This is a genomic window from Polaribacter septentrionalilitoris, assembly GCF_009832745.1.
Taxonomy (GTDB): domain Bacteria; phylum Bacteroidota; class Bacteroidia; order Flavobacteriales; family Flavobacteriaceae; genus Polaribacter; species Polaribacter septentrionalilitoris.
The window spans coordinates 283,899-297,781 of record NZ_VRMJ01000033.1 but is presented as its reverse complement, the minus strand read 5'-3'; the positions used below and the strand labels follow the sequence as shown (position 1 = coordinate 297,781).

General features: G+C 32.0%; 13 protein-coding genes. 7 read left to right on the top strand and 6 right to left on the bottom strand.

Annotated elements, in window-relative coordinates; translation table 11 throughout:
- The first annotated feature begins 2 nt into the window (after positions 1 to 2).
- Complete coding sequence (locus tag FP421_RS08605; protein WP_159949619.1) at positions 3 to 707, top strand: TIGR04283 family arsenosugar biosynthesis glycosyltransferase; 705 nt, start codon at positions 3 to 5, stop codon at positions 705 to 707.
- 55 nt (positions 708 to 762) lie between these two features.
- Here the strand turns inward: FP421_RS08605 and FP421_RS08600 are convergent, their stop codons facing one another.
- Together FP421_RS08600 and FP421_RS08595 are read right to left on the bottom strand one after the other, a co-directional pair.
- Positions 763 to 2,409, bottom strand: coding sequence for a glycerol-3-phosphate dehydrogenase/oxidase (locus FP421_RS08600; RefSeq protein ID WP_159949618.1), 1,647 nt, complete (start codon positions 2,407 to 2,409; stop codon positions 763 to 765).
- A gap of 2 nt (positions 2,410 to 2,411) precedes the next feature.
- Positions 2,412 to 2,954, bottom strand: coding sequence for a pyridoxamine 5'-phosphate oxidase family protein (locus FP421_RS08595; protein WP_159949616.1), 543 nt, complete (start codon positions 2,952 to 2,954; stop codon positions 2,412 to 2,414).
- A gap of 82 nt (positions 2,955 to 3,036) precedes the next feature.
- On the opposite strand from FP421_RS08595, the gene FP421_RS08590 reads away from it, so the two are divergent.
- Positions 3,037 to 4,512, top strand: a complete 1,476-nt coding sequence (locus FP421_RS08590; protein WP_159949614.1) for a Na+/H+ antiporter NhaC family protein — start codon at positions 3,037 to 3,039, stop codon at positions 4,510 to 4,512.
- A gap of 1 nt (position 4,513) precedes the next feature.
- On the opposite strand, the gene FP421_RS08585 is transcribed toward FP421_RS08590, so the two are convergent.
- Positions 4,514 to 4,909, bottom strand: coding sequence for a hypothetical protein (locus FP421_RS08585; protein ID WP_159949612.1), 396 nt, complete (start codon positions 4,907 to 4,909; stop codon positions 4,514 to 4,516).
- Between the two features lie 80 nt (positions 4,910 to 4,989).
- On the bottom strand, positions 4,990 to 6,009 hold the full coding sequence (gene pheS / locus FP421_RS08580) for a phenylalanine--tRNA ligase subunit alpha (RefSeq protein WP_159949610.1): 1,020 nt from the start codon (positions 6,007 to 6,009) through the stop codon (positions 4,990 to 4,992).
- A gap of 202 nt (positions 6,010 to 6,211) precedes the next feature.
- Between pheS and gdhA the strand changes: the two genes are divergently transcribed.
- A complete protein-coding gene (gene gdhA / locus FP421_RS08575; protein ID WP_394350695.1) occupies positions 6,212 to 7,567 on the top strand; it encodes an NADP-specific glutamate dehydrogenase in 1,356 nt (451 codons plus the stop codon).
- Positions 7,568 to 7,627: 60 nt separating this feature from the next.
- On the opposite strand, the gene FP421_RS08570 is transcribed toward gdhA, so the two are convergent.
- Positions 7,628 to 8,293, bottom strand: a complete 666-nt coding sequence (locus tag FP421_RS08570; RefSeq protein ID WP_201288819.1) for a hypothetical protein — start codon at positions 8,291 to 8,293, stop codon at positions 7,628 to 7,630.
- Positions 8,294 to 8,298: 5 nt separating this feature from the next.
- Complete coding sequence (locus FP421_RS08565) at positions 8,299 to 9,342, bottom strand: LacI family DNA-binding transcriptional regulator (RefSeq protein WP_236548081.1); 1,044 nt, start codon at positions 9,340 to 9,342, stop codon at positions 8,299 to 8,301.
- A gap of 168 nt (positions 9,343 to 9,510) precedes the next feature.
- On the opposite strand from FP421_RS08565, the gene FP421_RS08560 reads away from it, so the two are divergent.
- The 4 genes from FP421_RS08560 to FP421_RS08545 are packed head-to-tail and all read left to right on the top strand — an operon-like array spanning position 9,511 to position 13,883.
- Positions 9,511 to 10,590 (top strand): tartrate dehydrogenase, encoded by a 1,080-nt coding sequence (locus FP421_RS08560; protein ID WP_159949608.1) that lies wholly within the window; start codon positions 9,511 to 9,513, stop codon positions 10,588 to 10,590.
- Between the two features lies 1 nt (position 10,591).
- A complete protein-coding gene (locus FP421_RS08555) occupies positions 10,592 to 11,230 on the top strand; it encodes a cyclase family protein (RefSeq protein WP_159949606.1) in 639 nt (212 codons plus the stop codon).
- Between the two features lie 2 nt (positions 11,231 to 11,232).
- A complete protein-coding gene (locus FP421_RS08550; protein ID WP_159949604.1) occupies positions 11,233 to 12,618 on the top strand; it encodes a four-carbon acid sugar kinase family protein in 1,386 nt (461 codons plus the stop codon).
- The gene (locus tag FP421_RS08545) at positions 12,615 to 13,883 is read left to right on the top strand and encodes an MFS transporter (RefSeq protein ID WP_159949602.1); all 1,269 of its coding nucleotides are present in this window, start codon (positions 12,615 to 12,617) and stop codon (positions 13,881 to 13,883) included. Before FP421_RS08550 ends, FP421_RS08545 begins: the two co-directional genes overlap by 4 nt.

Below are 13,883 nucleotides of genomic sequence, written 5' to 3'. Positions count from 1 at the left end.
GTATGCTAATTAGTGTTATTATTCCGGTTTATAACGAACAAGAAAATCTTGTAAAAAGGTTGTCGTTTTTATGTGAGCAAGCTAACAAATTTCCGATTGAAATTATTGTTTCTAATTCTCCAGAGACATCAGATGATAGTCCAAAAATCTGTGAGAATTTTGATAAAGTTAGGTATTTACAATCAGAAAAAAAAGGTAGAGCTGCTCAAATGAATTTTGCTGCTGTCAAGGCCAAAGGTGCTATTCTTCTATTTTTACACGCTGATATTCAATTACCAAAAGATTTCTATAAGCAAGTTACAACATCAATTTCTAACGGAAATAAAGCAGGCTTTTTTGCCTATAGGTTTGATAAAGATTCTTTTTTACTAAACGTCAATAGTAAGTTTACAACCAAAGATGGTTTTTTTGCTGGAGGAGGAGATCAATGTCAGTTTTTTACAAAAGAAGTTTTTACAACCCTTAATGGTTATAATGAAGAGTTCTGTATCATGGAAGACTTTGAAATGATTGATAGAGTTAGAAAATATAAAATTCCGTATGCAATTATACAATCAAAAGCTATTGCAAGTGCTCGAAAATATGAAAACAATTCTTGGTTAAAAGTAAATTTAATTAACGGTTATGTATTTCTAAAATATAAGTTGGGTGTGCATCCAAAAAAATTAAGAAAAACCTACAAATTGCTATTAAGAGAAAGTGTTTAAATATAAGGTTGATTATGTGTTTAGCAGTGTTACTTAGTTAACTTTTAAGCTCAATTTATTTAAAAGTAGTTGCTGATTTTAGTTTCTCTTCTAATTCTTTTTGATGATGTTCTGTTGTTTTGTCATCCCAAGAAAAAGAATTTTTAAATTCTGATAACACAAAGTTTTTGAATTCTGATACACTTTCAGGATCAAAAAATAAACGTCCAGTTCTACGCATAAAAAAATCGGTTGGTGTACAAGCCATTTCATAATTAATACTATACCAAACCTCTGCTTTTATCATTTTTTCTGACATGTTATCATGCATCAAATCATCAAATTTTTGCAGAATCATATCAGTTTGTTTTCCGTAATTATGAACCAAATATTCTGCATCTTTTCGAGTAAAATCTACTTCAGCAATTCTATTTTGAATGGCATCTGTATAACTTTTTACCTCATCATAGTTTTTAAAAACGCCTCCAGAGAGTACAATTTCTTTGGTTTTGATGTCTTCAAACTCTTTATCAAATCTACGTTTGTATTTTTTTGCCACTAAATCTACAATACGTTCTGCCATTTTTCTGTACCCCGTTAATTTTCCACCGGCAATAGAAATTAATTCTGTATCAGATACAAAAATTTCATCTTTTCGAGACAATTCTGATGCAGATTTTCCTTCTTCGTGAATTAAAGGACGCAAACCTGCCCAAGAAGATTCAATATCATCTAAAGTCAAATTGATATCTGGAAACATATTATTTACAGCCGATATTAAATAAGTTGCATCCACTAAGTTCGTTTCTACATTGTTTTTATCTAGCTGATAATTGGTGTCTGTTGTTCCAAAATAGGTAACTTTTCCTCTAGGAATTGCAAACATCATTCTACCATCAGGAATATCAAAATACACAGATTGTTGTACAGGTAATTTTTCATGAGGAACTACTAAATGCACTCCTTTTGTGAGGTGCAAACGTTTGCCAATTTTTGAGTGATTTGTTTGACGTAAAATATCTACCCAAGGACCTGTTGCATTAACTACATACTTTGCTTTGATAGCATAAGAAGTGTTAGATAAGTTATCTTTTGCAGTAATACCAACAACTCTTTTATTTTCATAAATAAACGCTGAAGCTGTGACATAATTAATGATTTTTGCTTCGTATTCTAGAGCTGTTTTTAAAACCTCTAAAGTTAAACGAGCATCATCAGTTCTGTATTCTGCATAATAACCAGCACCATTTAAAATTTGTTCTGGAAGCAAAGGTTCTTTAGCCAAAGCTTCTTCTTTATCCAACATTTTACGTTTATCCTCACCTTCTACTGATGCTAAAATATCGTATACTTTTAATCCGATAGATGTTAACCAAGATCCATAGGTGCCCCCTTCTATTAAAGGTAAAATCATTTTTTCTGGAACCACCAAATGAGGAGCTAATTTGTGAACAATAGCACGTTCTGTGCCTACTTCTTTAACCAACCAAAAATCAAATTGTTTTAAATATCGTAAACCACCATGAATCAATTTTGTTGATTTGCTAGAGGTTCCAGAGGCAAAATCATTTTTTTCGATTAAGGCAACTTTCATTCCTCTTGATGCAGCATCTAAAGCGATACCTGCACCTGTAATTCCACCACCAATAATCAAGATATCAAATTCTGATGATTGTAAATCTTTGGTTATTTTTGTTCTGTTGAAGTAGGAAAAGTTGTTCATTTCTATTCTAAAATTTTAGTTGGTAAACCATCAATACTGGTTTGGTTTTTATTTTCCCAATAATTTTTGATTCCATTTTTTCCTTGCGCTGTTGCCCAATCATTCAGTTCATTTCTTTCGCCTTTATATTCAAAAAACGGAATTGACATTCCGCAAGAAGTTTGGGCAGATTCAATGCTAATGTCAAAAATTTGACGGGTTCCAGGAGTTTCAGGAAATAGCTGAATCAATTCATCCCAAGAAGCATCACCTTCTCTTATTTCTTTTCCTTTTCCGTACAAACGCAAAATATTAGGTGCGCCCTCAAAAGCACAAAACATTATTGTTATTCTATCATTTTCTAGCAAATGTGCTGCAGTTTCGTTTCCACTTCCTGTTACGTTTAACCATAAAACACGGTTTTCATCAATTACTCGAAAAGAATCCATTCCTTTTGGTGATAAATTAATACGACCAGAATTTGGAGCAGTTGCTACAAAAAATATTTTTTGAACTTCAATAAATTTTTGAAGTCTTGACGTAATTTTAGTGTAAAATTTTGACATTTTTAGTTCAAATTTTGAACTACTAATTTACAACATCTCAAATTATTAATTTCTTACCTTTAGGGAAAAATTTTTTTCTTTTATGGATTACGGATTTCTTTCAGTTTTACCACCAATATTAGCCATTGTTTTAGCATTAAGAACCAAACAAGTCTATATCGCTTTATTATTCGGAATTTGGTTTTCTTGGTTGATTATTGAAGGATGGAATCCTTTAGAAGGAACATTAGCGATGATAGAAGGAATGGTTGATGTTTTCCAAGACAAAGGAAGCACAAGAACCATTATGTTTAGTGCTTTAGTGGGTGCTTTGTTGATTTTTATTCAGTATTCTAGAGGAGTTGAGGGTTTTATCAATGTTTTGAACAAAAGGTTAGAAAAACTTGAACAAAAGAAAGATGGTTACAGTAGAATAATGGTTCAGGTTTTAGCAACATTTACAGGAATTTTACTGTTTGTAGAAACCAGTATTAGTTCTTTAACTGTAGGAACATTATACAGACCAATTTTTGACAAACTAAAAATACCAAGAGAAAAGTTGGCATATATAGCAGATTCTAGTTCTGCACCATCATCTATTTTAATTCCTTTTAATGCTTGGGGAGCTTTCATTATGGGGTTACTTCTTACACAAGGAATTGACAAACCTTTACCACTGTTGTTAAAATCTATTGGATATAATTTTTACCCTTTATTAGCAATTATACTAGTGTTTGTGGTGATTTTTTCCAAAAAAGATTTTGGACCGATGAAAAAAGCAGAGCAAAGAACTAAAGAAACAGGAGAATTGATGAACAAAGGTTCAAAACCAATGGTTTCTGATGAAGTAACTTCTTTTCCACCTAAAGAAGGAATTCCAGCCAAAGCATATAACATGATTGTACCATTGTTGGTCATGGTTTGTATGATGCCCATTAACTTGATGTATACAGGATGGAATAACGTAAAGGAATCAACATCATTTTTAAATCATGCTTCACAAGCAATTGGAGAAGGTTCTGGTTCATCATCTGTATTATATGCAGTAATTACAGCAATTTTGGTAGCTATTGTACTATATTTTATCCAAGGAATTTTAAAACCAAAAGAAGCTGTAAACATCACTTTAAAAGGAATAAGTGAGCTAATGCCTTTAGCATTATTAATGTTGTTAGCTTTTGCAATTGGAAACGCTTGTAAAGAGTTAAATACAGGAGTCTATGTTGCCAATGCTACCAAAGATTGGTTATCGCCAGAATTGTTACCAGCAGTCGTTTTTATAATCAGTTCATTTATTGCGTTTTCTACAGGAACTTCTTGGGGAACATTTGCTATTATGTTGGCAATTTCAATTCCGATGGCAAATATTCATGGAGCTGATTTAACTGTTGTAGTAGCAGCTACTTTAGGAGGAGGTATTTTTGGTGATCATTGTTCGCCTATTTCAGACACGTCAATTATTTCTTCTATGGCGTCTGCAAGCGATCATATAGACCACGTAAAAACCCAATTGCCTTATGCTTTGTTTGGAGGTTTAATTACAGTTATTTTGTATTTATTGATTGGTTTTTTTGGTTAGGTTAATCAGCCAAAACCCCACGTTTATTCAACTCAGAAATCATACGCAAAGCTCCTTCTTTAATAGTGTTTTCTGGAAATGTAAATGTCTTATCATATAAAGTATTTCCTTCAAAAAAAGTTACTTGAAAACGGTTGTTGAGTTTAAATAATTCAGGTTGAATTAACTCCACTTTAGCAAAAGAATTTGCAGGTAGTTTTTCTAATTTCTTACGCAATAAAGAAGTGGTTTTCGTCTCAGAAAAACCTTGAGAAACAATAACCACCATTTCTAAATCAACCTCTTTTTTATTGATGATATATACATTCCAATCATCAGTTTTATAAATGTCATTGTATTCATAAACAACAGCAACTTCAACGTCAGTAACTTCTGGTATTTGGATGTCTTTTTTCAAAATTAGTTTTTAAAGTTTTAATGTAAAAAAGTTTATAAAGTTAAAAAACTTTCCAACCTTAAGAACTTTCTACTTTCGAACTAGATTACTGATTTAAACTGCTCTAAGAAACGTTTATCATTTTCATAAAACATTCTAATATCTGGTATTTGATATAACAACATAGCAATACGTTCTATCCCCATTCCAAAAGCATAACCAGAGTATTTTGTAGGATCTATATTGGCATTTTTCAACACATTTGGGTCCACCATTCCACAACCCATAATTTCTAACCAACCAGTTCCTTTTGTAATTCTATAATCGGTTTCAGTTTCTAATCCCCAGTAAATGTCAACTTCTGCACTTGGTTCTGTAAATGGAAAATAAGAAGGACGTAAACGAATCTTAGACTTCCCAAACATCTCTTTGGTAAAGTATAAAAGTGTTTGTTTTAAATCAGCAAAAGAAACATCAGTATCAATATATAAACCTTCTACTTGATGAAAAATACAATGTGCACGTGCAGAAATATCTTCGTTTCTAAAAACTCTACCAGGAGAAATGGTTCTAATTGGCGGCTCATTTTCTTCCATATAACGTACTTGCACAGAAGAAGTGTGGGTACGTAACAAAATATCAGGATTTTGTTCAATAAAAAACGTGTCTTGCATGTCTCTTGCAGGATGATATTCTGGCAAGTTTAATGCTGTAAAATTATGCCAATCATCTTCTATTTCTGGTCCTTCAGAAATTGTAAAACCAATTCTATTAAAAACATCAATAATTTGGTTTTTTACTAACGATATTGGATGACGAGAACCTAAGTTAATAGGTTCTGCAGGACGCGTTAAATCACCATAAATACCTTTTTCTTGAACCGCATTTTCTAAAGCATCATTTAATTCAACAACTTTGTTTTCTGCAGATTTTTTTAGGTTATTTAATGCTTGACCAAAATCTTTACGTAATTCCGCATCAACATTTTTAAATTCAGCAAACAAACCTTTTAGCAACCCTTTGCTTCCTAAGTATTTGATTCTAAACGATTCAACTTCTTCTTTTGTGGTTGCGTTAAAAGAAGTTACTTCCCCAATCAATTCTTTGACTTTATCTAACATTGTAATTTATAGAAAAAAATTCGACTACAAATTTAGTGTTTTTTAGATAGTTTAAGGATGCTTTTTGCTTTGATAAAATAAATCAAACGAAATCGATTGAAATATAGGGTTTAGAAAAAATTTAAGAAAACTTTTTTATTTTATCATATTGAAAATTAACTATCTTTGCAGCGTTAAATTTTTATTAATATCACAAAAAAATATGAAGGAAAGTATTAAATCCAAAATTGATGGTTTCATGGAGTTGGTTAAAGAACGTAATGGCCATGAACCAGAATTTTTACAGGCTGTTCAAGAAGTAGCAGAAACTGTAATTCCTTATATCATTGATAATGATATCTATTTTGGTAAAAACGTTTTACTAAGAATGGTAGAGCCTGAACGATTAATTTCTTTCAGAGTATGTTGGGTAGATGATGATGGAGAAATTCAAGTAAACAGAGGATATCGAGTTCAAATGAATTCAGCAATTGGACCCTATAAAGGAGGTTTGCGTTTTCATCCTACAGTAAATGCGAGTATTTTAAAATTCTTAGCATTTGAACAAGTTTTTAAAAACTCGTTAACTACTTTACCAATGGGTGGAGGAAAAGGAGGCTCTGATTTTGATCCGAAAGGAAAATCAGACAATGAAATTATGCGTTTTTGTCATGCTTTTATGACGGAATTATTCAGACATATTGGTCATAATACAGATGTTCCTGCTGGAGACATTGGTGTTGGCGCAAGAGAAATTGGGTTTATGTTTGGAATGTACAAGAAGTTGAAAAACACTTTTACAGGAGTATTAACAGGTAAAGGTCAATCTTGGGGTGGTTCTTTAATTAGACCAGAAGCCACAGGATATGGAACTGTATACTTTGCAGAAAATATGTTAAAGACCAAAGGAGAATCATTTAAAGGTAAAAAAGTTGTTATTTCTGGATCTGGAAATGTAGCTCAGTTTGCTGCTGAAAAAGCAATAGAATTGGGTGCTACAGTTTTAACGTTATCAGATTCTGGTGGATATATTTATGATGAAGATGGTATTGATACTGAAAAGTTAAAGTTTATCATGGATTTGAAAAATAATCAAAGAGGCAGAATTAGCGAGTATGTTGATCAATACCCTTCTGGAAAATACTTTAAAGGAGAAAGACCTTGGTCTATAAAATGTGATATTGCTTTGCCATGTGCAACTCAAAATGAGTTGAATGGAGAAGAAGCAAAAACATTAATAGACAATGGTTGTATTTGTGTTTCTGAAGGTGCAAACATGCCTTCTACACCAGATGCAATGCATGCATTTCAAAACGCAGGAATCTTATTTGCACCAGGAAAAGCGAGTAATGCAGGAGGTGTTGCAACTTCTGGTTTAGAAATGTCGCAAAACTCATTGAGAATTTCGTGGTCAAGAGAAGAAGTAGATAGAAGACTAAAAGATATTATGGAAGATATTCATGATTCTTGTGTTGAGTACGGAAAATTAGAAGATGGCTCTATAGATTATGTGAGAGGTGCAAACATAGCAGGCTTTGTAAAAGTAGCAGATGCAATGTTGGCACAAGGAATTATTTAAATATTCTATTTTTAAACAATATTAAAAAGCTTAAAGAAACTTCTTTAAGCTTTTTTATTGTTATTTTTTATTTCTAGGATTGTAGTTTTTATCATTAGTTATCAACCATTTATCAATTTCAAAACCATCTTCTCGCATACTAAATTGAATAATGTGTTCGCCAGCTTTATCAATATCTAAATAAATAGCATGCTCAATGCCACAATGTTCTTTTTTTGTTCTTTGTTTACTTTCCCAGTACCAAGAATTTTTTCCTTTACACCATTGCATTCGTTTTCCAGATTCTGGCCAATTGCCATTTAAACCTACATGAACTCCATTATCTTCAGATCCAGTGCTAAATGCTTTTACCCAAACATAATACCTACCAGGGTTTGAGATTTTTACTTTGTAATGCACAATAGCTATTCCAGGTTTATTGCTGAAATTTTCTTTTCTTATTAATTGATCATCATGCGTTTGGCGGGTATCTGGTAAAATTTCAATATAGGCGTTTTTACTGGCAGTTGTAAAATGAGAGTCATCAGCGTCTTTTAAATCAGTAGTAAAACTTTTATCGATGATATACCATTTTCTTATAGTATCATTGGTTTGTAAATAAAAATCTTCAGCCTCAACAATTAAAAACCCATCTTTTTCTTTGTCTACTTTTTTTGATGCACAATTAGTAAATATTAATAATATAATAGCGCAACTTACTGCTTTTGTAAAAATAATAAATTTCATAAATCTTAAATTTTATTTTTGTTTGTTGAGTTTCTTACTACTAAAAACGAATTTAAAATCCGTTTTTCAAAAAGAATACTTGGTTTTTTTAACTCGTTAATTAAAAATTGAGCAGCTTCTTCACCCATTCTAAAACCGGGTTGAGAAATACTGGTTAATGAAGGGTTTATCAATTCGCCAACAGGTTCATTATTGAACCCAATTATACATAAGTTTTCAGGAATAGAAATGCCACGTTCTTTTGCAACTAACATTACATGAATTGCAATTTGATCGCTAAACGCTAAAATTCCATCTGGATGAACTGGCGCATACAACAATTTACGAGCTGCAGAAAACACACTTTCTTTATCAAAATTACTGTAAATTAAATAATTGGGTATATTTTCTAATTTGTTGTCTGTTATAGCTTTTGAGAAACCTTTAGCTCTATCACTATTAATTTGTAATATTTTAGGTCCACCAATATATGCTATTCTTTTACAACCTACAGAAATAAGGTGGTTAACAGCTTCGTAGGCTGCTCTTTCATTATTAATAGTAACTTTATTGGCGATAACATCATTGCACTCACGATTAAAAAAAACAATTGGAACTCCAGATTCTTTAGCTTTTTTAAAATGATTAAAATTTTTAGTTTCACTCGCTAAAGATGCAATAATACCATTTACACCAATAGCAGAAAGCTCTTCAACCAAACCTTTTTCACGTTCGTAAGATTCATTAGATTGACAAACAATAATGTGCATGCCATTTGCCTCTGCAATTTTCTCTATACCGCTAATTGCCATAGCATATAAATAATAGCTAATTTTAGGAACAATTACACCAATTAAAGCAGAATTTTTTTTTTGCTGTTCTTCCAGTAAATCAACTGATAAATAGCCCAATCGAACAGCAGTTCGTTTCACTTTTTCTTGTGTTTTTTTTCCTATTCTAGGATGAGATTTCAAAGCTCTAGATATAGTAGAGATAGACAATTGTAATTCGTCGGCAATATCTTTTAAAGTAATGTTATTGAGGTTCGAAGAGTTTTCTTTATTTATCAAATCTTTAATGGTTTATGCAAAAATTTGCGCAAAAAATATAATATATTTAATTTATTAAGCTAAAATTTATATAGTTTTGTTTTAAAGGTGTAATAATTATTGATAATCACACTTTTGTCTGTGCAAATTTGCGCAAAAAAATTATAAACAACACAAAAAAAATTAAAAATGAGTAAAAGTTACAAGATTGCAGTTGTAAATGGAGATGGAATTGGTGCAGAAATTGTACCTGCAGGAGTTTCAGTTTTAGATGCTGTAGCAAAAAAGCATGGATTTAATCTCGAAAAAGAGTCTTTTCCTTTTGGTGCAGGGTACTATAGAGATCATGGTAAATTTATGTCAGATAATGCTATAGAAACATTAAAGCAATTTGATGCAATTTATTTTGGTGCAGTAGGTTTACCAGAAATAGACGATACATTGCCAGCAAAAGATTATACATTTAAAGTACGTACAGAATTAAACCAATATGTAAATTATCGTCCTGTAAAATTGTTTTCAGGATTAAAAAGTCCGTTAAGAACAAAAACAGAAGGAGATATCGATTTTGTGGTAGTTCGTGAAAATAACGAAGGAGAATTTGTACAAAGTGGTAAAACATTTTATGCTGATGATGCGCATGGTTTTGCAACTGATACCAGTGTTTTTACACGTTTTGGTATTGAAAGAATTGCACATTATTCTTTTAAATTAGCAAGAAAACGAAGAAGCAAAGTAACTAACGTTACCAAATCAAACACCTTAATTAACAGTTTAGCGTATTGGGATAGAGTTATAGAAGAGGTTTCTAAAGAATATCCAGATGTAGAGTTTAACAAAATGTATATCGATAATGCTTCTGCAAGTTTTGTATTAAGGCCAGAAGTTTTTGATGTAATTATAACAACAAATCTTTTTGGTGATATTTTATCAGATTTAGGGGGTGCAATTATGGGAAGTTTAGGTCTTGGAGGAAGTGGAAACATCAACCCAGAAAAAGATTTTCCATCTATGTTTGAGCCTATTCATGGTTCTGCTCCAGATATAGCAGGGCAAGATATAGCAAATCCTATTGGGCAAATTTGGTCAGCAGCAATCATGTTAGAGCATTTGGGCGAAACAGAGGCTGCAAATGATATTGTTGCAGGTATTGAAGCTACTACAGCAGCAGGTAATTTAACCGTAGATTTAGGAGGTGATGCTTCAACTTCAGAAATTGCAGATCGTGTAATTAATTATATAGAAGCTACAAAATTAGCTACAGTTTAAAATGCAGCGCAAAAAAATAATAGATTTAACGCTACCCATCAATAATAAGATGAGTGGCGTTACTATTTCACCTGCTAAAATTTTAGATGTTGATGGTTGGAATGCTACAACACTAAATTTGTACTCACATAGTGGAACTCACATGGATGCTCCACTTCATTTTGGAGTCAATGCGCAAACTATAGACAAACTTCCCACAGAAAGACTCATTAGCGAAGCTTGGGTAGTAAATCTTACAGAAATCAAACCTAAAGAAGAAATTTTAATAAGTCACTTAGGTGTTATTGCTGATGAGTTTAAAGTAGGACAAAGTATTATTTTACATACAGGTTGGAGTAAAAAACTTGGTACTACAGCTTATAGAGATCAATTACCAAGAATCAGTGTGGAACTTGCCAATTGGTTAGGTGAAAAAAAGGTAAATATTTTAGGCGTAGAACCACCATCTGTGGCAGATGTTAATAATATTGATGAGGTTACAGAAATTCATCACATTTTAATGAAAAACGATATTATTATTGTAGAAGGACTTTGTAATTTAGAACAAATTACGGCTAAAAAAGTTACTTTAATTGCACTGCCTTTAAAAGTTGAAGGAGGAGATGGCGCCCCATCAAGAGTAATTGCCTTACAACAATAATAATGCTAAAAGAACAAATCATATCAGCTATTGAATCTGGAAATCAATGTAAAGGGTTTTTAGAAGAAATACAAAAAGAAATTATAGCAACCCCTAAATCTATTGTTATCTTAGATGATGATCCAACTGGAACACAAACAGTATATAATTTGCCTGTAGTAACCAGTTGGGAATCATCCGTTTTAGAGAAAGAAATTATTAACAGTCCTGTTTTTTTTATTTTAACAAACTCAAGGAGTTTACAGATAGAAGAAGCCAATCAATTAGCAGAATCTTTAGGCTCAAAACTGAACAAACTTTCCAAAAAACACAATAAACAACTTATTGTTGTAAGTAGAGGAGATTCTACGTTAAGAGGACATTATCCTAATGAAGTTGATGCCTTAGCAAAAGGATTAGAAAATCAAAATGCAAAACATATTTTAGCTCCAGCTTTTTTTGAAGGAGGGCGTTATACTTATGGTGATGTTCATTACGTAAAGGAAGGCGATGATTTTATTCCTGCAAACGAAACTCCGTTTGCAAAAGACAATACGTTTGGATACGAGAATGCAAATTTAGTGGATTGGATTGTAGAAAAATATGAAGGCAAAATCAATAAAAATGCCATTGAAAGTCTTTCTATAGATTTTCTAAGAACACAATCTACAGCAGCTTTTCTCAAAAAAATTGAATCACGCAAAAAATCGCATATTGTGGTGAATGCAACTAGTTATTCTGATTTGGAAGCAGTTGCTTTAGCGGTTTTAAAAAGCAAGGAAACTTTTTTGTTAAGAACATCGGCTTCTTTTGTAAATGCAATTACGGGTATAGAAGCGAAAGATTGCTTATCTAAAGAAGAAATTTTAAACGATCAAAAAACAGGAGGATCGTTAATTGTTATCGGTTCTTATGTTCCAAAAACCTCAGCGCAATTAGCAGTTTTAAAAGAGCATTCTAAAGCTGTTTTTTTAGAGTTAGATGTATCAAACGTAAAAAATGATGCTCTTTTTCAAGAAGATATTCATCAACTCTCAAAAAAAGTAAATCAGTATTTACAAGAAAATAAAGATGTTGTTTTTCATACCAGCAGAACCATTATAAGAGGAGCAACTAAAGCAGAAAGTTTAGCTATAGTGAATAGGGTTTCTAATGGAGTAATATCAATCATAAAACAACTAAACATAAAACCAAAATATATTGTAGCCAAAGGCGGAATTACGTCTAGTGATGTGGCTACAAAAGGCCTAAATGTGCAAAGAGCTCATGTTCTAGGTCAAGCATTAAAAGGTGTTCCTGTTTGGAAATTAGGAAACGAAACCAAGTTTCCTAATATGCCTTATATCATTTTTCCTGGTAATGTAGGAGATAACCAAGCTTTATATCAATTAACTAAACTTTTAAAATGAAAAAAACCAGCTATTTCCCAAAACGTTACTTAATGGTAACAGGTACTTTTCTACTCGCATTATTATTGTACATAGATCGTGTATGTATTTCTGTAGCTAAAGAACCTATTTCTGAATCTTTAAGTTTAACAGACAAACAAATGGGTTGGGTTTTAGCAATTTTTTCTTTAGGATATGCTTTTTTTCAAACACCTTCAGGCATGTTGGCAGACAAGTTAGGACCAAGAAAAGTATTGGCAAGTATTGTAACCATTTGGTCTGTATTTACAGCATTAACTGGGTATGCTTGGAATTTTATATCACTTTTAATTGTACGTTTTTTATTTGGTGCTGGAGAAGCAGGTGCTTTTCCTGGTATGACAAGAGCTATTTACAACTGGATTCCTTTAAAAGAAAGAGGTTTAGTAACAGGAATTAACTTTTCTGGCTCAAGGTTAGGAGCTGCTTTTGCATTGCCTTTAGTAGTTTGGTTAATTGATAGTTTTGGATGGCGAGTATCCTTTTTAATAATGGGTGTAGTAGGTGTGCTTTGGGCTTTGGCTTGGTATGTTTTGTTTAGAGATAACCCTGAGAATCACAGTGCATTAAGTGATGAAGAAAAAGCGTTTATCTTAGAACATAGACAAGAAAGAAAAACAAGTACAGCAAAAAAGAAAATCCATTTTGGAACATTAATAAAATCTAAAAATATGTGGTTTGCTATGGGGCAATATTTCTGTAGTAATTTTACTTTTTTCTTTGCATTAACTTGGCTGTTCCCTCATATAAAAAGTGAATATAATTTAAACACATTAGAGGCTGGTTTTTATACTTCTATACCTTTAGTATTTGGTGCATTTGGTAATTGGGTTTCTGGCGCTTTAGGTGATTATATTTTTAGAAAAGGAGATTGGAAAAAGTCAAGAGTAATTCCAGCAGCTTTAGGTTTTGCTTTTGCAGCAATAGGTTTAATTGGTAGTATTTATATGGAAAGTGCTATAGGTGCCATTGCATTTTTAAGTGTTGCAATTTTTGGTGCAGACATGACCTTGCCTTCTTCTTGGGCTTTTTGTGCAGATATTGGAAAAGAACATTCAGGAGCCGTTTCTGGCACCATGAATATGGCAGGAAATATTGGGGCTTTTATTACAGCACTAATTTTTCCATATTTATTATCTTGGACAGGAAATACAAATTTGTTTTTTGTAGTAGGTGCTGTATTAAATATAATTGCCATTTTTTTATGGTTAAAAATGAAACCACACAAACATTTTTCTGAATATTAA